Origin of the sequence: Nocardia callitridis (genome assembly GCF_039543305.1) — a bacterium.
Taxonomy (GTDB): domain Bacteria; phylum Actinomycetota; class Actinomycetes; order Mycobacteriales; family Mycobacteriaceae; genus Nocardia; species Nocardia callitridis.
On sequence record NZ_BAABJM010000002.1, the window covers coordinates 1 to 22225 of the forward strand.

Below are 22225 nucleotides of genomic sequence, written 5' to 3' on the forward strand. Positions count from 1 at the left end.
CGGTGGTTATAGCGGTGGGGAAACGCCCGGTCCCATTCCGAACCCGGAAGCTAAGCCTGCCAGCGCCGATGGTACTGCACTCGACAGGGTGTGGGAGAGTAGGACACCGCCGGAACAATTTTCACGAATGCCCCCCGACTTCGGTCGGGGGGCATTCGTCGTTTCCCGAGATTACCTAGGACCGCATTGCCGCGGACAATACTGCGCTTACCTCGCGGGCCGTGCTCGAAGTCGCCGAGATGTATTCGTCGCGCTCGGATTTCGTCGTCTCCGCGCGCAGCGGTCCAAGCTGCACTTCGTAATTCGCGATTCCGGACGCGTCGAGGACCGGCGCCGCGAGATAGCTCAACGGGAGTAGGTCCTCGGCGTCCAACTCGGCGATAGTGAACGGACGCGCGGTGAGTGTGGCCAACTGCCGTAACGCGCGTGCGCGCAGATTGGGTTGCAGTAACTGGGTACCCACCGCGCCGAGTAAATCGGCGAGCAACTCCACGGTTCCCGCGTCGTCGACCCGGGGGCGAAAAACAGCGACGCCGCGCTCACGCACCAGCGTGAGCAAGGCGCCCGCGCTCCGCTTGTCCTCGGCCGAAGCAGTTCTCAGCCAGGCGTTCTGCTCGTGGGCCTTGCGCCATGGCATCACACTCGCGCCCGCCGGGAACTGGAGCGGAATGCGCTGTCCGACAGGGAGTCCGGGGATGTTCCTGTCCGGGCCGTTGCGCACATCCAGGACGGTCAGGTGCCGGGGTTCGATGCGACTGAATGTGGCGCCGTGGCCGGTGCGTTCGGCCAGTCGGGTCAGGAGTTCGCCCACTCCGTGGGGGAGGGTGAGCGTTGCTATACCGGCGAGCGCTGGCCCGACCGTGTAGCCACGGTCCGGCATGCGTACCACCCACGACACCGTCGTGAGCTCATCGAGGATGGCGGCGGCGGTCGCGCGGGCGATCCCGAGGCGACCGGCGATGGCCGCGACACCGATCGGTTCTTGGGCACCGGCGAGCAAGGTGACGATCTCGGTGACGCGGCGGGTGGGCGGCGAAGCGGATCGGAGGGACATCGGCCATTCCTCGGTCTGGGGTCGAGCGGACAACCTACGATGTCGAATATTAGTCCGATAGACGACGAATATTCGACGGTCGAGGCAAGTTGCCCGACCGTCGGGGTGGGAGCACGGATGATTCTGGATCGGTTCCGTATCGACGGGAAGGTCGCGGTAGTGACCGGAGCCGGACGCGGGCTCGGCGCCGCGATCGCGGTGGCCTTCGCCGAAGCCGGTGCGAATGTGGTGATCGCCGCGCGGACCGAGAGCCAACTCGAGGCGGTGGCCGAACAGGTCGCGGCTACCGGGCAACAAGCGCACGTGGTCGTCGCCGACCTGAGTGACATCGAGGCGACCGCCGCGCTGGCCGAGGCGGCGGTGCAACGCTTCGGACGACTGGACATCGTGGTGAACAACGTAGGCGGTTCCTTGCCGAGTCCGCTGCTCGACACCACCCCGGAGGCATTGACCAGTGCCTTCGAGTTCAATGTGACCACAGCGCATTCCCTCGTGCTTGCCGCGGTGCCGCGCATCCTCGACACCGCGGGTGGCGGCTCGATCGTGAATATCACCTCGACCATGGGTCGATTGCCGGGCCGTGCCTTCGCCGCCTACGGCACCGCGAAGGCCGCGCTGGCGCACTACACGAAACTGGCCGCCCTGGATTTGAATCCGCGCATCCGGGTGAACGCCATCGCGCCCGGTTCGATCCTCACCTCGGCGCTGGAGATCGTCGCGGGCAACGACGCGATGCGGACCGAGCTCGAATCGAAGACCCCGCTGGGTGGTCTCGGCGAGCCCGCCGATATCGCGGCGGCGGCGCTCTATCTCGTCTCGCCCGCAGGCAAGTATCTCACCGGCAAGGTGCTCGAACCCGATGGTGGCTTGATCGCACCGAACCTCGACCTCCCGATTCAGGACCTGTGACATGACATATCGCGTAGTGCAATGGGGGACAGGCAATGTCGGTAAGCACGCACTGGCGGGGGTGATCGCCCACCCCGAGTTGGCGCTGTCCGGTGTGTGGGTCTCCGGGCCCGCGAAGGACGGGACGGACGCCGCGGTGCTCGCCGGACTCGACGAGACCGTCGGCATCACCGCGACCACCGACACGGCGGCGATTCTGGCTTCGCGTCCGGACTGCGTCGTCTACTGCTCGATGACCGACAACCGGCTGCTCGAAGCGGTGGATGAACTCACCCGCATCCTGCGAGCAGGCATCAATGTCGTCGCCTGCGCGCCGGTGTTCTTCCAATATCCCTACGGCACACTGCCGGACGAACTGCTGAAACCCGTGCAGGAGGCCGCGGCAGAGGGTAATGCATCGCTGTTCGTGAACGGGATCGATCCCGGCTTCGCCAATGACCTGCTCCCACTCGCGCTCGCGGGCACCTGCCTGCGGGTCGATCAATTGCGTTGTGTCGAGATCGTCGATTACGCCAGCTACGACAACCGCGAGGTGATGTTCGACATCATGGGTTTCGGCAAACCCATGGATGAGATCCCGATGCTGCTGCAACCGGGTGTGCTCGCGCTGGCCTGGGGTGGCACGGTGCGCCAACTCGCCGCGGGCATCGGCGTCACCCTCGACGAGGTGACCCAGACCTATGAACGGGTGCCCGCACCAATGGATTTCGACATCGCCTCCGGGCACATCGCCGAAGGAACCGCGGCGGCATTGCGTTTCGAGGTCAGAGGCATGGTCGGCGATCGGATGGTGACGGTGCTCGAACACATCACCCGACTACACCCCGACCTGTGTCCGGAGTGGCCGCAGCCCGCGCAGCGGGAGGGTTCTTACCGGGTGGAAATCACCGGTGAACCGAGCTACGGCATGGACCTGGTGACCTCGAGCCGCAACGGTGACCACAACTACGCGACGCTGGTGGCCACCGGCATGCGGATCGTGAACGCGATCCCCGCAGTCGTGCAGGCCCCGCCAGGTATCGTCACGGCGCTCGATCTGCCGCTGATCACCGCGCCCGCGGTGCACGAGGTCGGAAAGCGCTGAGAGGTCGGAAAGCGCTGATGCGGACGGGGTTCGGATGATCGAGTCCGCCCCGCACGGTCATAGCATCATCCTGGTGGTCTGGTGGTCTGGTGGTCTGGTGGTCTGGTGGTCTGGTGGTCTGGTGATCTGGTGATCTGGCGAGCGGTCTGGCGGCGCCGTCGGTTCCTTCGCTATGAGTACGCTCCGGCTTCTCGGCATGCTCGACCAGGCAGCGCGGCGCTCAGGGCACCAGGAGATCTACGGCGACCGCGAAGCGTTCGAGGTAGAGCTCCCGTGACGAAACTTGGTGTTTGATACCGATCGACGCGCTGATCATCGTCGGCGCTATCTTTGCGGCCGCCGCCGCACCCAGCTCGGCGGCGACCGCGTCCGTGATCAATTCTTCGAATTGTCGTGGCTTGGTCTCGATGATGGTGCCGAGGAGGTCGGGATCGTTCTCGATCACGGTCGCGACATCGCGGGTCATCGGACCGATGTAGCGACCGGCCCAGCGGTCGAACGAATCCAGCAGTCGGTCACGAAGCGACCGTTCGGGCTGCCCCAGAATCCGCGTGACGTCAGCGAGGTCTTGCTCCAGCGCCTGGACTACGGCGGCGCGGAAGAGTTCCGCCTTGGACGCGAACAGAAAATAGAGACCGGGGCGCGAGATGCGTGCCGCCTTGGCAACGTCTTCCATCGATGTCTTGCGGTAGCCGAATCGCGCAAAGGTGACGAGCGCCGAATCCAAAACGGACACACGACGATCCGCACCGTCGGTCGCGGTGGTCTCGCTGGGCGATTCCCGAGTGCTCATGGACTGATTCTATGGCGAGTAGTCCAACTGTACAGAAATGGCCTACTCAGTATAGTTGCGATATGACCTCCTCGGCTCTCATCACCACCTCTTTCAGCGCCGCCACCACCGCCGAAGAGGTACTCGACGGCATCGACCTCGGCGGCCTACGCGCGGTCGTCACGGGCGCCTCCTCCGGACTCGGTGCCGAGACGGCCCGCGTGCTGGCCGCAGCGGGTGCCGAGGTGGCACTGGCGGTCCGTAATCGTGCGGCGGGAAATGCCGCCGCGGACGAGATCGCGCGGTCGACCGGAGCGAGCCGACCGCGCGTAGTTCTGCTCGATCTCGCGAACCGCGGCACCGTCAGCGCGTTCGTCGACGCATGGCGCGGCCCGCTGCACCTTCTGGTCAATAACGCGGGGGTTGTCACTAGCGGCGTCGAGCGCACCGCCGAGGGTTGGGAGCTCCAGTTCGCGACGAACCACCTCGGCCACTTCGGGCTTGCCATGGGACTGCGGGATGCCTTGGCGCGAGGAGCCGAGGAACGCGCCGGGGCGCGGATCGTCTCGGTCAGCTCGACGGCGCACATGCGCTCCGGCATCGATTTCGACGACCTCCACTTCGAGCGCCGAAGCTACGATCCCCAGACTGCCTACGCCCAATCGAAGACCGCGAACTCTCTGTTCGCCGTGGAAGCGACCCGGCTCTGGGCGTCCGACGGTATCGTCGCCAACGCGGTGAACCCCGGCGGTGTCGCGACCGGGTTGCAACGCAACTTCACGACGCAGCAGAAGGAGTCGCTCGATGCGGCCGAGGCCGCCGGGGTTTTCACGTACAAGTCTGTCGGACAAGGGGCCGCGACCAGCGTCGTCGCGGCCGTCGCCGAACAATTCGCGCACACCGGTGGGCACTATCTCGATGACGCGCAGGAGGCATACACCGTGCCGAACGACGCCGAACTCGCTCGGCACCCGCACGGTGTGAAGGAATGGGCGCTCGATCCCGCTGCCGCGCAGCGCCTCTGGGCGGTCTCGACGGACCTTCTGCAAGGACCGTAGGTCGGTATACGCCTGTTCTGCGTCCGGAGACATCGACGGTTCTCGCGCCTGCTTGCCGCACGGCGACAAGTAATGCGAACAACCAGGTAACAGCCGCCGGTGCACTCCGCTCGTTTGTCCGACACTTCGATGGGATCGCCTCGGGATGTCGTCGCACGCACCTGTTCCTCGACACCGCACCGCCGCCGAGGGCTCAGGCGTGGGCGTCGCGGTATACCGCAGCGCGGATGCTTCGGTCGAGTCCGGAAGCGGTTGACGCCGAGAAGGTTCCGGTGATCAGTTCGCGCCGAGGACGTCCAGCGCGTGGTCGACGTCGGTGTCGTCGTTGTAGAGGTGGAACGAGAACCGCAGCCTGTGTTCGCGGGCGGAGAGCACGATGCCCGCCGCGCGCAGTCGGGCCGCGTCGTCGGGAGTGCCGGTGACGGAGACGATCGGTGCGGGGCTCGGGACGTGGTCCAGGCCGAGGGTGGCGAGCCCGGCGCGGAAGCGGTCGGCCAGGGCGAGGTCGTGTGCGTGGATGCGTTCGACGGTCAGCTCCCGCAACAGGGCCAACCCCGCGTGCGCGGCGATCACGCCCAACCAGTCGGGTGTCGCGTCGAATCGACGGGCGGTGGGCGCCAACTGCTTCGGGTCGTACATGTCGGCGGCGCGATCATTCGCGGAGTACCAACCGGGGGCGAGCGGCCGAATCGATCCCGCCGCGTGCGACCCCGCCGCGAAGAACGCGATGCTGCGCGTGCCGACCAGCCATTTGAACGACGCGCACACCCAGTAGTCGGCGTCGGTGAAACGCATCGGCAGCCAACCTGCCGACTGGGTGACGTCCACCAGCAGTCGTGCGTCGTTCGCGAGGGTGGCGGCACGCAAGGCAGGTAGGTCGACGGTGCGTCCGTCCGCGGACTGCACCGAACTCACCGCGACCAGCGCGGTCCGCGGACGCACCTGCTCGGCAAGATCCTCCAGCGCCACCGTGCGCACGGCCAGGTCGCCGCGGGTAAGGAAAGGCAGGGGGACGGAAGCGAATTCACCTTCGACGACCAGCACTTCGGCCCCGCTGGGCAGCGCCGCGGCAACCGGGCCGATGAGGCTCGCGACACTGGGGCCGATCGCGATGTCGTCGGCGCTGGCGCCGTCGAGCAAGTGCGCGAAGGACTCCCGTAATTCGGGGACGAGGGGGTCGTGGCCCCTCGGCGTCTCCAAGCCCGCAGCCCACCGCGTGGTGACAGTGTGCACGGCCGCGACCGCGCGTGCCGAGGGCAGGCCGTGCGAGGCGGTGTCGAGATAGGTGGTCTCGGGACTGAATTCGGCGGGAGCCAAGGCGGACATCCTGAAAGCCTCCGCCGTGGCCGAGCCGTCGTCCAGCACCACCGCCGCGAAAGTGGCCCTACTGTTGCGGCGCCGCCCACATATTGGTCAGCAGCCGGTGGCTGGGCGTGTCCGCGAGAGCCTGCATGGATTCGTAGATGCGTTCGTATTCGGTGGCGCTGATCCGCCAGTTGCCGTCGTCGTCGCGACGGTAGGTGTCGGTGTAGTACCCGGCGCCGCGAATCAGGATGCCCGGCTCGGTCGCGATGACGGTGTCCTCGAAAGCCCATGACCCGGTGGCGGTGTCGCCGGTCACGGTGATTTCCGGGTGGTTGGCGATGTGCACCGTGACGATCGCGGGTCCGATGTTCTCCCGCATGAAATCGGTGATCGTGTCCCTGCCGTCCAGGCGAAGCGGTGCTCCCAGTGCGTGGGTGCCGTAGTGGCCCACCGCATCAGCGATGAGCGTGTCGGCGAATTCGTCCCAGCGTTTCAGGTCGAGTGTGCGGAAATAGCGGTACTTCACCTGACGGACGGCTTCGATGGCGGAGTGATCCATCAGCACAGCGTGGCATGTGAACGTGGGCCGGGTGTCCGCAATCGCGGGGATTTCCCGTGCGCGGGACGAATCAGTGCGCGGTGGACTCGATGATCGCGCGTGCGCCCTGGCGAAGCAGGTCGGCGCCGACGAAGAAGCCGAGCGCCTGGGGGTCTTCGGGCACACCCCAGTGGTGCGCGTCCAGCCACCGCGTGCCGTCGGCATTGAAGACCTTGCCACGCAAGGTGAGTCGGCCGGTGCGTTCGGTGGTGGCCACACCCGCGATGGGCGAGTTGCAGTGCCCCTGCAGGGCGTGCAACATGGCGCGTTCCGCGTCGGCGTGCCGGTGGGTTTCGGCGTCGTCGAGTTGCGCGCCCAGTTCACGCAGCTGGGTGTCGGTATCGCGGCATGCGAGCAGGATGATTCCCGCGCCGATCGGCGGGCACATCGTCTCGAGATCGAGCGTCTCGGTGATGCGGTGCTGCTGTCCCACCCGGTACAGGCCGGAGACCGCGGCGATCAGCACATCCACATGCCCCTCGGCGAGGCGCTCCAAGCGGGTGTTCACGTTGCCGCGCAATGGCTTAACCCGCAGGTGCGGATAGTGCAGCCGCAGCTGCGCGCTGCGGCGCACCGAGCTGGTGCCGACGACGGAGCCTTCCGGCAGTTCGGCCAACGGCGCGCCGGTGCCGGTGATGATGGCGTCGTGGACGTCGTCGCGCGCCAGGTAACCGGCGAAGGCGATGCCCTCGGGCACCGGCACGTCGCCGGGAATGTCCTTGAGGCAGTGCACCGCCAGATCGGCCTGGTCGGTGAGCAGCGCGTGGTCGATCTCCTTGACGAACGCACCCTTGCCGCCGAGCTTGGCGAGGTCGCCCATCCACCGGTCGCCGGCGGTGGTGACCTTCACAAGCTCGTTGTCCACGCCTAATGCGGTGAGCGAAGCCGAAACCTGCTCGGCTTGCGCCACGGCCATCGGGCTGGAGCGGGTGGCGATACGGATGGTGCGCGCGCGCGACATTCCCGCAGTCTACTACCGACAGACGTAGACTTCGCGGCCGGTATCAGCCGGAGCTGCTTCAGGCGCGCTTCGCGGCCAGCGCTCGTCCCGCCGCGCGGCCGGAGAAGATACAGCCGCCGAGGAAGGTTCCTTCCAACGCGTTGTAGCCGTGCACGCCGCCACCACCGAATCCTGCGACTTCACCCGCCGCGTACAGGCCGGGGAACGGGCTGCCGTCGGGCCGCATGACCTGCGAGTCGAGATTTGTTTGCAAGCCGCCAAGGGTTTTGCGGGTCAGGATGTTCAACCGGACGGCGATGAGCGGGCCCTTGGTGGGATCGAGAATGCGGTGCGGTGCGGCCACGCGACCGGCCTTGTCGCCGAAGTACTTGCGCGCGTTGGTGATCGCCGCGAGTTGACTGTCTTTGCTGAACTTGTTGTCCAGTTCGCGATCACGCGCGACGATCTGCCGTTCCAGTGCTTCGTAATCCAGCTGCGGGCCGCGCGCGATCTTGTTCATACCGTCGACGAGCTCGTGCAGCGTGTCGGCGACCACGAAGTCGACGCCGTGCTGTTTGAACGCCTCCACCGGGCCGGGAGCGCCTTGGGCGACACGGCTTTTCAGGGTGAGCTTGAGGTCCTTGCCGGTGATGTCGGGATTCTGTTCGGAGCCTGAGAGCGCGAACTCCTTCTCGATGATCGCCTGGGTGAGTACGAACCAGGAGTAGTCGTGGCCGCTGGCGAGGATCTCGCGCATCGTGGCCATGGTGTCGAAGCCGGGGAAACACGGTGCTGGCAAACGCTTTCCGTTCGCGTCGAACCACAGTGACGAGGGGCCGGGAATGATACGGATCGCGTGGTCGGGCCACACCGGATCCCAATTCACGATGCCCTCGGTGTAGTGCCACATGCGGTCCCGATTCACCAGTGCGCCACCCGCGGACTCGGTGATGGCGAGCATGCGTCCGTCGACGTGCGCCGGAACCCCGGAGATGAGCGTTTCCGGGCACGGGCCGAGTCGCTCGCTGGGCCAGTTGCGGCGGATCAGTTCGTGATTGTGGCCGATGCCACCGGAGGTGACCACGACGGCTCGGGCACGGAACTCGAACTCCGCCACGGTGGTTCGCGAGGAGGCCCGACCGCGTTCGAGGTCGCTGGGTTCCAGTACTTTGCCGCGCACGCCGACGACGGCGCCGTCCTCGACGATCAGCGCATCGACGCGGTGGCGGAACTGGAAATCGACGAGGCCGCGTCGCTCGCCGTCGAGCACCGGCTCCGCGAAAACCCGCACCACTTCCGGGCCGGTGCCCCAGGTGATGTGGAAGCGCGGCACCGAATTGCCGTGGCCGTCGGCGAAGCCACCGCCGCGCTCGGCCCACCCGACCATCGGCGTCACTCGTAAACCGAGTTCGTGCAGGTAATCGCGCTTTTCGGTAGCCGCGAACCGCACATAGGCTTCCGCCCATTTGCGGCCCCAGTGATCTTCGGCAGCACGGTCGAAGCCGGCGGAGCCGAGCCAGTCCTGCAGGGCGAGATCGTAGGAGTCATGGATGCCGAGGCGACGCTGCTCCGGGGAATCGACGAAGAACAGCCCGCCCAGCGACCAGAACGCTTGTCCGCCGAGGTTGTCGCGGTTCTCCTGATCGAGAATTCGTACCCGGTGACCCGCCCGCACGAGCTCATAGGCGGTGACCAGACCGGCAAGGCCCGCGCCGACCACGAGGACATCGAAATCCGCTGTCGCGTCGGTGGATCGGGCGTCGGCGGCTTCGGGATTGTCGGACATGCTCATCCTTGGGGTTCAGTGTTCGTGGGTTCGGTGTTCCCGGTGGCGTCGGGGGAATCGCGGGTGATGTCGGTCTCGGCACTGTAGGCCAGCACGACGTGGCGCAACAGGGTGGCGCGACGTCGCCGCACCACCTGGTTGTCCGGTTCGAGCAAGACCTGGACGCTGGTGCCGTCGTGGATGGCGACGAGCGCCTGTCCGAGCGCGACGGGGTCGGGCACGGTTCTGCCGATTCCGTGCAGCGCGCTGACGATCGGGGGCATGAGGGCCTCGACGATGGAGTCTTCGCGCACGGCCATCACCCGGCGCAGCGCGGGCTTGCGCAGCGCGTGCGCGGTGAACTCGGCGGTGATGCGATACCAGTCCTCGTCGACGGGCACGGCGCTCTCCAGTCGCGTGATCGCGGTGTCGATGCCGTCGGCGGCTTCGAGTCGAAGCTCGGCGGTCGCGGCGAGTACGGCACGGACGTCGGCGAGCATCGCCTGCGAGCGCTGCTCCCACATGGCGAGGAACAGCTCGTCGAGTGACCCGAAATTGGAGTAGAAGGCGCCTCTGGTGTACCCGGCCCGCTCACAGACGCGTTCGACGCTCGCGCGGCCGAAGCCTTCCTCGGCGAACGCCCGATACGCGGCGGTGAGCAGGCGGTCTCTGGTCTGCGCGCGGCGGCGGGTGACTCGAGGTGCTGGGTGCGCGTTCGAGGTCGTCGATGCCACGGTCGCGCCTTTCGGTGTTGGTCGGTCGAAGATGTGTCCGACCAGAGCGTTCTGCCAGCCGAGTGGCAACGGATACAGAAGTGTATCGAATACAGAAAAGCATCGGAAGCGATTGCCCGACGCGGTGGGTAAACTGACGTCGACACCTCGACCGAGTCCGCGCAGTCCGCGAGGAGTGAGCGATGAACGACGTTCGGAGTTCGGGTGCGACCACCTCCATGGTCGGCTGGCGAGTACGGCGACCAGGGCCGATCGAGACGAAGCCACTGGATCTGGTGCGCGAGGTGATTCCAGGCCCCGGCGCCGACGAGCTGCTCGTCCGCGTGCTCGCCTGCGGGGTATGCCGGACCGACCTGCACGTCGCCGAGGGCGACCTCGCCGTGCACCGCGCGGGGGTTGTGCCGGGCCACGAGGTGGTGGGTGAGGTGGTGGCACTCGGGACGCAGGTCGATGAGCGCAGGCACCGCGCGGCGTTCGCGGTGGGCGATCGGGTGGGCATCGCCTGGTTGCGCCGCACCTGCGGCGAATGCACCTACTGTCTTCGCGGGGCGGAGAACCTGTGTCCGCGCTCGGTGTACACCGGGTGGGACGCCGACGGCGGATACGCCGAATTCGCCACCGTCCCGGCCGATTACGCGCTGCACCTGCCGGACAACTATAGCGTTTCGGAGACCGCGCCGCTGCTGTGCGCGGGCATTATCGGCTACCGAGCGCTCGAACGTGCCGCGCTGCCGAAAGGCGGTCGTCTCGGTATCTACGGATTCGGCGGCAGTGGCCATATCGCGGCGCAGGTCGCGGCCGCACGAGGCGCGGAAGTGCATGTGATGACCCGTGATCCCGCCGCCCGCGAGTTGGCCACCGAACTGGGTGCGGCCTCGGTCCAGGAATCGACACAACCACCACCCGCGCAATTGGATTCGGCCATCCTCTTCGCACCCGTGGGCACACTGGTGCCCACCGCGCTCGCGGCTCTCGGCCGCGGCGGCGTGCTTGCCATCGCGGGTATCCAGCTCAGCGCCATCCCGGAACTCGACTATCAGCGCCATCTCTTCCAGGAACGCGAGATCCGGTCGGTTACCGCCAATACCCGCGCCGACGCCACCGAATTCCTCGCCTTCGCCGCCGCACACCGAATACGGGTGACGGCAACGGACTACCCGCTCGACACCGCCGACCGCGCGCTCGCCGACCTCGCAGGCGGTCGGTTCACCGGGACGGCGGTGCTCGTGCCGTAACGCCGAAGTGCTGTCACCGCACGTCGGGGCAGTGCTGCGCGCACGCGTCAGCGCGGGGCGAGCGCAGCACGCGACGTTGGGATCAGTGACGCGGACCGGCTCTTGCGCGCCCGCGGCGTTCGGTGAATGTTCACCTCGCCCGCGTCAGGACGACAGCCCAGCAGGTTGACGTCGATGGTGCGTGGATTCGCGCCGCCCCGGTGACCGGATCCGGCCGGTCGGCGTCGGAACAGTGCCCGTCTACTTCTGTTCGACGCGCGCCGCCGGTGCGGCGATCGTGGGGTTGCGGTTCAAGAACGCCTCGAAGGCGTCGAGATCGGAGGGGCCGGGCACATTGTCGCGTCCCTCGGCGAACACACTGAAGCCGTCGCCGCCGGAGGCGAGGAAGCTGTTGGTGGCGATGCGGTAGGCGGCAACGGGATTGAGGGGTTGTCCTGCGATGCGCACGCTGTCGGCGATCACCTTGGCGCCCGGTGCGGCGGACGCCGAGTAGGCGTAGGTGAGCCCCGAGGTGGACAGCACGGTCGGCTCGGCGGGGTCGGCCCACTGCTGTTCGAGCAACCGCAGGATCTGTGCTCCGGTCAGCGTCGAGGTCACCACCTGGTTGCCGAACGGCTGGGCGGTGAAAATGTCACCATAGGTGACCGGTCCCGCGGGCAGATCCGCGCGCACGCCACCCGGATTCATGAATGCCGCGACCGGGTGGTCGCCCGCGGTCGCGCTGAGCATCGAGTCGGCGATGACGTCACCGAGTGGCGAGGTCGGGGCCGCGCCCGCGGCGCGCGGCAGCGGGTTCGTCGCGGTGCCGACCACCCGCTGGGCGCGCGGGCGCGATTGCTCGTCGTAGAAGGCCACCAGGTCTTCGGTAGGCCGATCGGGTTCGACGTCGCGGGTGACGACCCGATTGACCGCGGCGGCGTGCACACCATCGGATCCGAAGCGCAGCGTGAGGTCGGTGATCAACCGGCCGTAGGAGGCGCCCTGGGTGATCACCTTGCCGTCGATGGTGCAGACATACGACTGATGGCTGTGCCCGGACAGAATCGCCGACACCGCAGGATCGGCGCGGCGCGCGACCGTGGCGACGTCGGGGGAGATGTTCGCGCACCCGTTGTAGTCGAGCGCGTCGGCGTCGCCTCGTTGGCCGCCGCCGTTGTGCAGCAGGGCGACCACTGTTTCCGCGCCGGCGGCCCGCATCTGCGGCACGTAGTGATTGATCGCGTCCACTTCGTCACCGAAGGAATATCCCCGAATACCTTCGGGCAGCACGATGCTCGCGGTCTCCTGGGTGACCGTGCCGACGACGCCGATCTTGTGTCCGCCGACATCGAGCATCGTCCACGGTCGCAGCTGCGGTGGCAGTGCGCCCTCGGCGTCGGTGACGTTGGCCGCGAGGTAGGGGAACGCGGCGCCGGTGAACGGCGCACCGGGGGAGCAGCCGTCGGGCGCGCAGCCACCACGCTGGATTCGCGCCAGTTCCACGACGCCGTCATCGAACTCGTGGTTGCCTACCGCGGATGCGGTGACGCCGATGTTGTTGAGGAAGTCGATCGTCGGCTCGTCGTGGAACAGGGCCGAGACCAGCGGGCTCGCCCCGACATTGTCACCGACCGAGACAACGGCCCCGGCGGGGTACGCGGCGCGAAGCCGCGCGAGGTGGGTGGCGAGGAAGGCCGCCCCGCCCGCGTCGTGCCCCGCGATCTTTCCGGTGGATCCGCCGGGTGGCTGGAGGTTGCCGTGGAGATCGTTGAACGCGAACAGGTGGACCTCGTCGCCCTCGGCCGCGGGGAGGTCGTCGGTGGCGACCAGGGGGATCGCGTCGGGTGCGGACGGTGGGGTGGGACCGTCGTTGTTCGCGCAGCCTGCGAGCAATGCCGCCGCCGCGAGCACGACGGCGAACCGATGGGGCCTCATGCGGCAACTTTCCCATGCGCGCGGTGCGCGCGCAGCCCCGGATTTGGGAAGGCACAGGCGATCTCGCCGACCGCCGACGAATGTTCTTCTCGAAGACGACGGGCGGTCGGATCCTGTTGGCTCGCGGTTAGCGCGGGCGGTTGGTCCGCGGCGGGTTGCTGCGCGGTGGCATGTTGCTTCGTGGTGGGGTGACTGTGCGCGGTGGGGTGTTGATGCGATCGGCGGCGCGGGTGGGTCGGCGTAGTTGCTCGGGACGTGGTCGTCGGACGAGGTCGATGCGGGGTCGGCGCACCAGGTCGATCCGTGGCCGCCGCACCAGGTCGATGCGCGGACGCCGCGCGGGGCGGCGGCGCACGATCGGCCTGCGTAGTTGTCCGAAGCGGCGCAGAATACGCGGTTTGCGGATGGTGCGGTCGATCCACTCACCGAGGGTGACCCCCGCGGCGAGCGCGCACCCGACGCCGAACGCGGACAGCAGTTGATTCGCGCCGAGCGGCAGGTTGTTGTTGAGCATCGCGTACAGCCCGCGGTAGACGCTCAGGCCGGGCAGCAGCGGGGTGATCCCCGCGACGGCGACGACCAGCGGCGGGGTGAGCGCACGGCGGGCCATCAGACCACCGGCGAGGCCGACGACGGTGGCGGCGAAACCGGAGGAGATCACCACGCCGAAGTCGGCATGCTGGAACAGCAGAAAGCAGATGGTGCCCGCGGCGCCGCTGCCCGCGGCGGCGGCCAGGGCGCGACGCTCCGCGTAGCAGGCGAAGGCGAAGCCGAATGCCGCGATGGCACCCGCGATGATCTTGACGGGCAAGTCGGTGATCGTGCGAGCTAACGTCATGTCGATCGGGGCGACGGTGACGTCGAACATTTCGCCGACCCGCATCGCCAGCGCGATACCCGCGATGATGCCGCCGGTCATCATGATCACTTCGAGCATGCGGGCGGCCGCGGTGATCGGCGCGCCGGTTATCGCGTCCTGTACCGAGCCGACCAGCGACAAACCACTGAGCAGCACGGTGATTCCGGCCGCGACGACGAGGGTGGGGTTCACATCGATGCCGAGTGGGACCGCCAAGGCGGACAGGGCGATCGCGGGTGCGGAGGCGACCGCGCCACCGACCATGTGTTGGAAGAAGAACGGCAGGCTGTAGCGGTTGAGTACACGGCCGACCCGGTCGATCACCGCCGTCGTCACGAAGCTGATGGCGCCGACCAGTGGGCCGCCGCCGAGCAGGGACGCGATCGCCGCGGCCATGAGCGACCACGCGAAGGTCGCACCCCAGCGGGGGTAGGGGTGTGGTGCCTTGACGATGGCGTCGAGCGCGGCGCGCGCTTCCTCGGGGGTGACGAATTGCGCGCGCAGTCGGCGGGCTAGTCGATCGACGGCAGCGAGCCGGGTGAAGTCCATGGCGCGATAGCGCACGACCCGCATGGTGCTCGCGGGCGGAAGTGCGGGGCCGCGGTCGGCCCAGATCCTGATCGAGTCGTAGGTGACGTCCACGTCGCAGCGCGCCAGACCGTAGGTGGCGGCGATGAACTGGATCTGGGTGGTGGTGTCGGCGACGCCGGTGCCGGAGGCGAGCACGACCTCACCGACGCGCACCGCGATGTCGAGCACCTCGGCGACCTGCGCGTCGTCGGCGAGGTTGATCGGCTGCCACGGTGCGGGAGCGGCGACGATGGTGTCGGCGCTAGCTTGTCGATCGGCGACGAGGGCGCCGATGGCTTTGCCGACCGGAACACGCAATCGCTTGGTCAAGCGGGACCGCCGTCGGCCCAGTTGTTCGGCGCCAGCGCCCGTGCTTTCTCCTTCCGGAGCCTCGCCACTTCCCATGCACGCGAAGGTAGTCCACTACCAGGTGTTGCTCCCAACCGGCTGGCCGGGGTTCGCCCCTTGGAAGCTCGCCGGAAAAATGGTAGAACTTGTTCTAATTTTGGCGTTGGGAGTAGTAGCTGTGCGGTACGGAATTGTGTTGTTTACCAGCGACAGGGGCATTACGCCCTCCGATGCGGCACTGGCCGCCGAGCGTGCCGGTTTCGACACGTTCTTTGTGCCCGAGCACACACACATCCCGGTGGTACGTGCCGCGGCTCACCCCACCACCGGCGACGCGAGCCTGCCCGACGACCGATATCTGCGCACCCTCGATCCGTGGGTCGCGCTGAGCGCCGTCGCCGCGGTCACCGAACGAATCGGGCTGTCGACCGCGGTCGCGTTGCCCGCCGAACATCATCCGATCACGCTGGCCAAGACGATCGCCTCGCTCGACCATCTCTCCGGCGGGCGGGTCCGCCTCGGCGTCGGGTTCGGTTGGAACACCGACGAACTCGCCCATCACGGGGTGCCCGCGGGCAAGCGTCGGACGGTGCTGCGTGAGCACCTGGACGCGATGCGCGCGCTGTGGACCGAGGAGGAGGCGAGCTTCGACGGCGAGTTCGTCCGCTTCGGCCCGAGTTGGTCGTGGCCGAAGCCGATCAGCGCGCCGATCCCGGTCCTGCTCGGTGCCGCGGGTGGGCCGAAGTCGTTCACCTGGTTGGCCGAGCACGCCGACGGCTGGATCACCACGCCCACCGAAACGGGACTGGCGGACAAGATCGAGTCACTGCGCGAGGCGTGGCAGGAGCAGGGCCGCGACGGGGCGCCGGAGATCGTGGCCCTCGCCGGTCGACACAATGCCGAACAGTTGGCGCAGTGGGCCGATCTGGGTGTCACCGAGGTCGTCTTCGGTCTGCCCGATCGCAGCACCGACGAGGTGCGTGGCTACCTCGACCACCTCGCGGGCAAGCTCGGCATCGCGGGCTGAGCCTGCCCGAGGGGCTGGTTCGCCGGGTGCCTCAGCGCAGGTCGCGCCTGCGGAATCCGACGACACCTACCGCCAGCGTGCCTGCCGCGATCGCGAGCAACCACAACAGCGGCGTCGCCTCGAACGGTCCGCCGGGCACCTTCGGCGCGTGCACGAACGGGACCAGGTCGACCACCAGATGCGGGAGAGCGTCGAGCGACCCGACGAAGAAGATCACCACCATGGCGCTGAGCACTCCCCACGCCACCGGCGTCCACCGAGGTGTCAGGCCGTAGAGCGCGACCGTGATACCGGTGACCACCCAGATCGCCGGGATTTGCACCGCGGCCGCCGCGATCGAGTCGGCGATCCCCGTGGCGAGGTCGCCGGTCGAGGCCCCGTAGAGCACCCCGATGGCCGCGCCGGCGACCAACATGGCGACGGCGGGGCCCAGCAGCGCGAAACCGAGGTGGCTCAACGCGTACCGGGTGCGTGCGACCGCACCCGCGAGCGTGGCTTCCACTCGCGAGCTGGTCTCCTCCTCGTGCAGCCGCAGCGTCGCGGAGATCGAGTAGGCCGCCGCGGCCGCGGCGAGCATGGTGAGCGCGTAGGTGATAAACGACTGGCGGAGATCTTGGGAGCCACCCATGGTGGCGACGGCGTCGCGCATCGTCGCGCTGCCGTCGAGCAGGTCGCCGACGCTGTCGACCGCGCCGCCGATCAGCAGGCCGTAGAGCGCGAAGCCGATCGTCCAGGCGAGGAATGTGCCGCGCTGCAACCGCCACGCGAGTCCCACCGGTCCGGCCAAGGAGTCGGCCGCGTGTGCCGGTCCCTGACGTTCGGCCAGCAGCCCGGCTCCGGTGTCGCGCTGGCGAAGCAATTCGTACGCGGCGCCGGTCGCGAGCACCGTCAGCGCGCCGAGTGGCAGCAGCACCCACCACCGTTCGTCGGCGTAAGGGCGCAGTTGCAAACACCAGCCGAGCGGCGAGAACCACGACAGCACACCGTTTCCCGCGTCACCGGCCGCGCGGAGCGCGAACATCGCGCCGAGCGCGCCGAACGCGACCGTGCGCGCCACGCGTGCTCCGCTGCTCACCTGTGCCGCCACGGCGGCGAGGGCACCGAAGACGAGGCCCGCGGCGGCCAGCGCGGCGCCGAACGCGATCGATCCAGCGCCGGGAAGGTCGGCGGCGCGCAGGGAGACCGCGCAGAGCACGCCCGCGACCGCGCAGCCGCCGAAGGTCATCAGCAGTGCCGCGGTGAGTCCGGCATAACGGCCGACGCTGGTGGCGCCGATCAGTTCGGCGCGGCCGGTCTCCTCCTCGACCCTGGTGTGTCTGATCACGGTGAGGACCGCCGCGATGGCGATGACCGTGTACATCGCACCGGCTTTCCAGGTGCCGATCGAGCCGAGCGCCGCGCTGAAGACCGGGCCGTACATCGCGAGCAGGGCCGGGCTGCCCGCCGTCGACGCGGCCAGGCCGTCGAGCTGTGACTGGCTGGCATAGAGGTCTTTGATGCTGACGATCTGGATCGCGGGCATCAACCCGATCAGCAGTACCCACAGCGGCAGCACCACGCGGTCGCGGCGCAGCGCGAGCCGCAGCATGCCGCGGGTGCCGGAGAATTCGCCGCGACCGAGAATGCTTGCGGGAAGCGGGCTCTCGTAGGTGGCCGTGGTCATGCCCGCACCTTCTCGGCAGTGGTCGCGGTGTCGGACGATTCGGTGCCGTCGACGTGGTAATGGCGCAGGAACAGCTCTTCCAGGGTCGGTGGCGCACTGGTGAGGCTGCGCACGCCGATGTCGCCGAGCACGCGAATCAGTTCGCCGAGATGCTCTTGGTCGACCCGGCAGTGCAGCGTCGCGCCGTCCCTTCGGATGTCCTCGACGCCGGGAATGCGACCGAGATCGCCGGGGTCGCCCAACAATTCGGCGGTGATCGAGGTGTGCGAGAGGTGTCGAAGCTGCGCGAGGGTGCCGGTTTCCACGGTGCGTCCCGCGCGGATGATCGTGACGCGGTCGCAGAGTGCTTCCACCTCCGACAGGATGTGGCTCGACAGCAGCACCGTGGTCCCTCGCTGTTTGGCCTCGGCCACGCATTCCCGAAAAACCTGTTCCATCAAGGGGTCCAGGCCGGACGTCGGTTCATCGAGGAGTAAGAGGCGCACGTCGGAGGCGAGCGCGGAGACCAGGGCGACTTTCTGCCGATTGCCCTTGGAGTAGGTACGTGCCTTCTTGGTGGGGTCGAGGTCGAAACGTTCGATCAATTCCGCGCGGCGGGTGGTGTCGATGCTGCCGCGCATCCTGGCCAACAGGTCGATGGTCTCGCCACCGGACAGCGACGGCCACAGCGTGACATCGCCTGGGACATAAGCGAGTTGGCGATGCAGTGCGACCGCGTCGGCCCACGGATCGCTGCCGAACAGTTCCGCGCGTCCCGCGCTGGCCCGCAGAATACCGAGCAGCACACGAATGGTGGTGGACTTGCCCGCGCCGTTCGGGCCGAGGAAGCCGTGGATCTCACCGTCGTCGACGGCGAGGTCGAGTCCGTCGAGGGCCGTGGTGTGGCCGAAAGTCTTTCGCAGACCGTGGATCTCGATAATGCGCGAAACGTTGGACATCATCTCTCCTTTTGGAAGGTGTCCACAACGGTGGGATCGGTGAACAAGCCTTGGGAATACAGTTCGACGGCGGGGAAGGCGAGGGTTTCGGTGAGATCGCGAATGGCCGCGCGATAGTCGACGTCCTCGCCGCGTTGGAGGCGTAGTTGCAGGTAGAGCATGCTCGCGCCGACGTTGAGCAGGGTCAGGTGTCGTGCGCGTGCCGCGGGGTCACGGCTGGGTTTGATGGTGCCGAGTGCGACGCCCTGCTCGAGGTAGTCGGTGGCGTCGGAAATCATGTGTTCGAGAAGGGATTCCGCCAGCTGCCCCCCTGTGATCAGGCTGCGCACCATGTAGCCGATCAGGGGGCCGTATTCCTCGACGTCGGCCATGGCGGCGAGCAGGCCCGAGGTCGCATCGGTTGCGGTGGCCGCCTTGGTCCGTTCGTCGCGGATCAGTTGCAATACCCGTTCGTCGCAGGCGATGCGCAGGCCGTCCTTGGAACCGAAGTGATGATTGACCAAGCCGGGGGAGACTCCGGCGGCTGCGGCGATCGCGCGGACGCCGACGCGGAATCCCGCTGCGGCGAAGAGCTCGATCGCGGCGTCGCGGATGCGGGCGGCGGTATTCAGGTCCGTGGCGGACCCTTGCTTATCGGACTGGTTGTTAAACACATGTTCAGTATATTAAACGCATGTTCAATCGTTGGCAAGAGCGGGTCGCGTGTCGAAGAGAGCGAGCTCTCGCGAGTTCCCGACCGCCGACGCGGCGGCGTCCGGCTATCGTCGGGTTATGACTACCGGCACGGAATCGACGGCAGATCACCTACGCGCGGCGCTGGACGGGCCGTGGGGCGCGGTGCGCGAACAAGCACGAGTCCAGCTGGCTGGTGACGAGTTCAGCGGCGATCCCGCACTCGACCTCGGTGCGGCCCGCGCTCGCGTACTCGACCAGATGCGTGCGATCACCAGCCTCGGCTTACCCGAGATGGGATTTCGTCGTGAACACGGGGGAACCGGCGAACCGGGTGCCGCGGTGGTGGGTCTGGAGATGCTCGCCTACGCCGACCTGTCCCTGTGGGTCAAGGCAGGCGTGCAATGGGGCCTGTTCGGCGGCGCGGTCGAGAACCTCGGCACCGAACGCCACCGCGAGTTCATCAAGCAGCTGATCTCGCTGGAGCTGCTCGGCTGCTTCGCGATGACCGAGTCCGGCCACGGCAGTGACGTCGCCCACCTGGAAACCACCGCGACCTACGACGCGAGCACCCAGGAGTTCGTCATCCACTCGCCGACCCCGTCGGCGCGCAAGGACTACATCGGCGGCGCGGCCGAACACGCCCGCATGGCAGCCGTTTTCGCGCAACTGATCACCGGCGACGGTGCGGGCCACGGCGTGCACTGCCTGCTGGTCCCGATCCGGGACGAAAACGGTGCCGACCTGCCCGGCGTCACTACCTCCGACGACGGTCGCAAAGGTGGCCTGCCCGGCGTCGACAACGGCCGCATCGTCTTCGATCACGTCCGCATTCCACGGGAGAACCTGCTCAACCGCTACGCCGACGTCGACCCCGACGGCACATACACCTCGGAGATCGAGAATCCGAGCAGGCGCTTCTTCACCACCCTCGGCACCCTGGTGCGCGGCAGGGTCAGCGTGGGCGGCGCGGCGGCGGCGGGTGCGCGCGTCGCGCTGAGTATCGCCGTGCGTTACGCGTTGAAGCGCAGGCAATTCGACGACCCCGACACCGGACGCGAGACGGTGCTGCTCGACTACCGCAGCCATCAGCGTCGGCTGCTGCCGTTGGTGGCGAAGTCCTACGCGCTGGCGTTCGCGCAGAACGATCTGGTGCGCCGCATGCACCTGGTGCAGACCGGCCAGGATCTCGACCCCGGCGCCCAGCGCGCGCTGGAGAAGCGTGCCGCCGGGCTGAAGGTGGCCCAGACCAAACACGCGACCCGCGCGATCCAGGAATGTCGCGAAGCCTGCGGCGGCGCGGGCTATCTCACCGAGAACCGGTTGGTGACCCTCAAGGCCGACACCGACGTGTTCACCACATTCGAGGGCGACAATGTCGTGCTCACCCAGTTGGTGGCGAAGGAACTGCTCACCTCCTACTCCGACGAGGTGCGCGACCTGGACGCCCTCGGCTGGGTGCGCTTCGCGGCGACCATGGCCGGTGACGTGGTGCGCAAGCGTTCCGGCGTGCGTCAGCTGATCCAGACGCTCAAGGACCGCTCCGACGACACGGTCGACGACGGCGACCTCGCCCGACGCTCGACCCAGCTGGGGCTGTTCGCCGACCGCGAGGACTACCTGGTGCGCACCGCGGGACACCGGTTGCGTGCGCGCGCCTCCGACACCAGCCCGTTCGAGGCGTTCAACAACGCGCAGGACCACATCCTGACCGCGGGCTCCGCGCACATCGATCGGCTGGTGCTGGAAGCGTTCATCGAGGACATCGCGCTCATCCAGGACCCCGAGGCGCGTGACCTCGCCGAAACCGTGTGCGACCTCTTCGTCTACTCGACGCTGGAGGAGAACCTCGACTGGTACATCATGCATCGGTTCATGTCGGTGGAGCGTGCCAAGGCGGTGCGCCGCGGGGTCAACGAACTCGTCGATCGGTTGCGGCCGGACGCGCTGACCCTGGTGGAAGGGCTCGGCGTGCCGGAGTCGATGCTGCGCGCGGCGTTGCTCGACGACGCGAGCGTGTTCGATCGGGAAGCCGGTGTCGCGCAAGCGGAGCCGGAGAAGGCCTCGGTCGACTGACGGAGTTACCCGGTGGCGGTCGGTCGGCGATGCTGTCGGCCGACCTTCCGTGTCTTTTCGGTATGGAGCTTTTCGGCACCGACGCACAAAGCCGTGGTCAGGGCGATCGCCGCCGCCGCGCCGCCGAGAATATCGGTCGGAAAGTGGTAGTCGAGGGCGATCATCCCGATCGCGGCCGCGAGGAAGCAGATGATCCCCATGACCAGCACCGACCATCGCGCGCCCGGTGTCCGGGCGAGCACCACGAACGCCGTCACGATCGCGACAAGATGCACGGTGTGGCCACTGGGATAGGCGAGATAGTCGTGTAACCGCCTGTCCCAGAGCGGCTTCAGCAGCCAGGTATTGATCGCGACGACCAGTTCCGGCGCCACCAGCATGAGCGCGGCGCGAACGAACTCGCGCCGCGCCGCGAACCAGACACAGCCCAGTACCAACAGCGGAAGCAGAACATAGGCGTTGCTCACCACTACCAGCACCTCAGCGATGCCGCGGTGCGCGTCCAACGTCGAGTGGATCGGTTCGGCGATGACGCGATCGAGTCCGGTAGGGCCGCCCTCGTCGGGGAAGGTCGTCGGCAGTATGTAGGCCGACATCGCGCCGACGGCGATCGCGGCCGTCGCGGCGGACGCGGTGGCGCCCCGGGATCCCAACACCGCCCGATGGTATCGATCCGTTGGCGTGATCACCGGATCAGCCCCGGC

At 67.7% G+C, this 22225-nt stretch carries 19 protein-coding genes and 1 rRNA gene; 7 read left to right on the top strand and 13 right to left on the bottom strand.

What is annotated here, in order from left to right; translation table 11 throughout:
- A 5S ribosomal RNA gene (rrf, locus tag ABEA50_RS08820) occupies positions 1-115 on the top strand; the annotation flags it as partial.
- 60 nt (positions 116-175) lie between these two features.
- On the opposite strand, the gene ABEA50_RS08825 is transcribed toward rrf, so the two are convergent.
- The gene (locus ABEA50_RS08825; protein WP_345494740.1) at positions 176-1054 is read right to left on the bottom strand and encodes a helix-turn-helix domain-containing protein; all 879 of its coding nucleotides are present in this window, start codon (positions 1052-1054) and stop codon (positions 176-178) included.
- Between the two features lie 117 nt (positions 1055-1171).
- On the opposite strand from ABEA50_RS08825, the gene ABEA50_RS08830 reads away from it, so the two are divergent.
- Both ABEA50_RS08830 and ABEA50_RS08835 read left to right on the top strand, forming a co-directional pair.
- Positions 1172-1963 carry an SDR family oxidoreductase gene (locus ABEA50_RS08830; RefSeq protein ID WP_345494741.1) on the top strand — a complete coding sequence of 264 codons (792 nt, stop codon included), beginning with the start codon at positions 1172-1174 and terminating at the stop codon, positions 1961-1963.
- A gap of 1 nt (position 1964) precedes the next feature.
- The gene (locus ABEA50_RS08835) at positions 1965-3047 is read left to right on the top strand and encodes an NAD(P)H-dependent amine dehydrogenase family protein (protein ID WP_345494742.1); all 1083 of its coding nucleotides are present in this window, start codon (positions 1965-1967) and stop codon (positions 3045-3047) included.
- A 220-nt stretch (positions 3048-3267) separates the two neighbouring features.
- Here the strand turns inward: ABEA50_RS08835 and ABEA50_RS08840 are convergent, their stop codons facing one another.
- Positions 3268-3840 carry a TetR/AcrR family transcriptional regulator gene (locus ABEA50_RS08840; RefSeq protein WP_345494743.1) on the bottom strand — a complete coding sequence of 191 codons (573 nt, stop codon included), beginning with the start codon at positions 3838-3840 and terminating at the stop codon, positions 3268-3270.
- Between the two features lie 62 nt (positions 3841-3902).
- Here ABEA50_RS08840 and ABEA50_RS08845 point away from each other — a divergent pair, with 62 nt between their 5' ends.
- Positions 3903-4877 (top strand): SDR family NAD(P)-dependent oxidoreductase, encoded by a 975-nt coding sequence (locus tag ABEA50_RS08845; protein WP_345494744.1) that lies wholly within the window; start codon positions 3903-3905, stop codon positions 4875-4877.
- Between the two features lie 276 nt (positions 4878-5153).
- Here the strand turns inward: ABEA50_RS08845 and ABEA50_RS08850 are convergent, their stop codons facing one another.
- From ABEA50_RS08850 to ABEA50_RS08870, 5 genes are all read right to left on the bottom strand, one after another.
- Positions 5154-6203: an aminotransferase class V-fold PLP-dependent enzyme gene (locus tag ABEA50_RS08850; RefSeq protein ID WP_345494745.1), complete on the bottom strand. Its 1050-nt coding sequence runs from the start codon at positions 6201-6203 to the stop codon at positions 5154-5156.
- Positions 6204-6261: 58 nt separating this feature from the next.
- Entirely contained in the window at positions 6262-6741 is a 480-nt protein-coding gene (locus ABEA50_RS08855) for a nuclear transport factor 2 family protein (RefSeq protein ID WP_345494746.1), read from the bottom strand.
- 70 nt (positions 6742-6811) lie between these two features.
- Positions 6812-7741 carry a hydroxymethylbilane synthase gene (hemC, locus tag ABEA50_RS08860; RefSeq protein ID WP_345494747.1) on the bottom strand — a complete coding sequence of 310 codons (930 nt, stop codon included), beginning with the start codon at positions 7739-7741 and terminating at the stop codon, positions 6812-6814.
- A 58-nt stretch (positions 7742-7799) separates the two neighbouring features.
- On the bottom strand, positions 7800-9506 hold the full coding sequence (locus ABEA50_RS08865) for an FAD-binding dehydrogenase (protein WP_345494748.1): 1707 nt from the start codon (positions 9504-9506) through the stop codon (positions 7800-7802).
- 2 nt (positions 9507-9508) lie between these two features.
- On the bottom strand, positions 9509-10219 hold the full coding sequence (locus ABEA50_RS08870; protein ID WP_345494749.1) for a TetR/AcrR family transcriptional regulator: 711 nt from the start codon (positions 10217-10219) through the stop codon (positions 9509-9511).
- A 218-nt stretch (positions 10220-10437) separates the two neighbouring features.
- Here ABEA50_RS08870 and ABEA50_RS08875 point away from each other — a divergent pair, with 218 nt between their 5' ends.
- On the top strand, positions 10438-11454 hold the full coding sequence (locus tag ABEA50_RS08875) for a zinc-binding alcohol dehydrogenase family protein (protein ID WP_425577631.1): 1017 nt from the start codon (positions 10438-10440) through the stop codon (positions 11452-11454).
- A gap of 240 nt (positions 11455-11694) precedes the next feature.
- On the opposite strand, the gene ABEA50_RS08880 is transcribed toward ABEA50_RS08875, so the two are convergent.
- Positions 11695-13368, bottom strand: a complete 1674-nt coding sequence (locus tag ABEA50_RS08880; protein WP_345494751.1) for a bifunctional metallophosphatase/5'-nucleotidase — start codon at positions 13366-13368, stop codon at positions 11695-11697.
- A gap of 127 nt (positions 13369-13495) precedes the next feature.
- Entirely contained in the window at positions 13496-15202 is a 1707-nt protein-coding gene (locus ABEA50_RS08885) for a threonine/serine exporter family protein (RefSeq protein WP_345494752.1), read from the bottom strand.
- A 121-nt stretch (positions 15203-15323) separates the two neighbouring features.
- Between ABEA50_RS08885 and ABEA50_RS08890 the strand changes: the two genes are divergently transcribed.
- Positions 15324-16172, top strand: a complete 849-nt coding sequence (locus ABEA50_RS08890) for an LLM class F420-dependent oxidoreductase (RefSeq protein ID WP_345494753.1) — start codon at positions 15324-15326, stop codon at positions 16170-16172.
- 31 nt (positions 16173-16203) lie between these two features.
- Here the strand turns inward: ABEA50_RS08890 and ABEA50_RS08895 are convergent, their stop codons facing one another.
- From ABEA50_RS08895 to ABEA50_RS08905, 3 genes are read right to left on the bottom strand one after another with little or no spacing between them, the layout of a single operon-like run.
- Complete coding sequence (locus ABEA50_RS08895) at positions 16204-17835, bottom strand: ABC transporter permease (RefSeq protein WP_345494754.1); 1632 nt, start codon at positions 17833-17835, stop codon at positions 16204-16206.
- Positions 17832-18773 carry an ABC transporter ATP-binding protein gene (locus ABEA50_RS08900; protein ID WP_345494755.1) on the bottom strand — a complete coding sequence of 314 codons (942 nt, stop codon included), beginning with the start codon at positions 18771-18773 and terminating at the stop codon, positions 17832-17834. Before ABEA50_RS08900 ends, ABEA50_RS08895 begins: the two co-directional genes overlap by 4 nt.
- Positions 18773-19426 (bottom strand): TetR/AcrR family transcriptional regulator, encoded by a 654-nt coding sequence (locus tag ABEA50_RS08905; protein ID WP_345494756.1) that lies wholly within the window; start codon positions 19424-19426, stop codon positions 18773-18775. Before ABEA50_RS08905 ends, ABEA50_RS08900 begins: the two co-directional genes overlap by 1 nt.
- Before the next feature lie 118 nt (positions 19427-19544).
- Between ABEA50_RS08905 and ABEA50_RS08910 the strand changes: the two genes are divergently transcribed.
- A complete protein-coding gene (locus ABEA50_RS08910) occupies positions 19545-21521 on the top strand; it encodes an acyl-CoA dehydrogenase family protein (protein ID WP_345494757.1) in 1977 nt (658 codons plus the stop codon).
- Positions 21522-21526: 5 nt separating this feature from the next.
- On the opposite strand, the gene ABEA50_RS08915 is transcribed toward ABEA50_RS08910, so the two are convergent.
- Positions 21527-22177 carry a phosphatase PAP2 family protein gene (locus tag ABEA50_RS08915; protein WP_345494758.1) on the bottom strand — a complete coding sequence of 217 codons (651 nt, stop codon included), beginning with the start codon at positions 22175-22177 and terminating at the stop codon, positions 21527-21529.
- Positions 22178-22225 lie beyond the last annotated feature (48 nt).

Coding starts and splice junctions, on each gene's coding strand:
- ABEA50_RS08825 (WP_345494740.1), bottom strand. CDS start 1,054: ATGTCCCTCCGATCCGCTTCGCCGCCCACCCGCCGCGTCACCGAGATC.
- ABEA50_RS08830 (WP_345494741.1), top strand. CDS start 1,172: ATGATTCTGGATCGGTTCCGTATCGACGGGAAGGTCGCGGTAGTGACC.
- ABEA50_RS08835 (WP_345494742.1), top strand. CDS start 1,965: ATGACATATCGCGTAGTGCAATGGGGGACAGGCAATGTCGGTAAGCAC.
- ABEA50_RS08840 (WP_345494743.1), bottom strand. CDS start 3,840: ATGAGCACTCGGGAATCGCCCAGCGAGACCACCGCGACCGACGGTGCG.
- ABEA50_RS08845 (WP_345494744.1), top strand. CDS start 3,903: ATGACCTCCTCGGCTCTCATCACCACCTCTTTCAGCGCCGCCACCACC.
- ABEA50_RS08850 (WP_345494745.1), bottom strand. CDS start 6,203: ATGTCCGCCTTGGCTCCCGCCGAATTCAGTCCCGAGACCACCTATCTC.
- ABEA50_RS08855 (WP_345494746.1), bottom strand. CDS start 6,741: ATGGATCACTCCGCCATCGAAGCCGTCCGTCAGGTGAAGTACCGCTAT.
- hemC (WP_345494747.1), bottom strand. CDS start 7,741: ATGTCGCGCGCGCGCACCATCCGTATCGCCACCCGCTCCAGCCCGATG.
- ABEA50_RS08865 (WP_345494748.1), bottom strand. CDS start 9,506: ATGTCCGACAATCCCGAAGCCGCCGACGCCCGATCCACCGACGCGACA.
- ABEA50_RS08875 (WP_425577631.1), top strand. CDS start 10,438: ATGGTCGGCTGGCGAGTACGGCGACCAGGGCCGATCGAGACGAAGCCA.
- ABEA50_RS08880 (WP_345494751.1), bottom strand. CDS start 13,368: ATGAGGCCCCATCGGTTCGCCGTCGTGCTCGCGGCGGCGGCATTGCTC.
- ABEA50_RS08885 (WP_345494752.1), bottom strand. CDS start 15,202: ATGGGAAGTGGCGAGGCTCCGGAAGGAGAAAGCACGGGCGCTGGCGCC.
- ABEA50_RS08895 (WP_345494754.1), bottom strand. CDS start 17,835: ATGACCACGGCCACCTACGAGAGCCCGCTTCCCGCAAGCATTCTCGGT.
- ABEA50_RS08900 (WP_345494755.1), bottom strand. CDS start 18,773: ATGTCCAACGTTTCGCGCATTATCGAGATCCACGGTCTGCGAAAGACT.
- ABEA50_RS08910 (WP_345494757.1), top strand. CDS start 19,545: ATGACTACCGGCACGGAATCGACGGCAGATCACCTACGCGCGGCGCTG.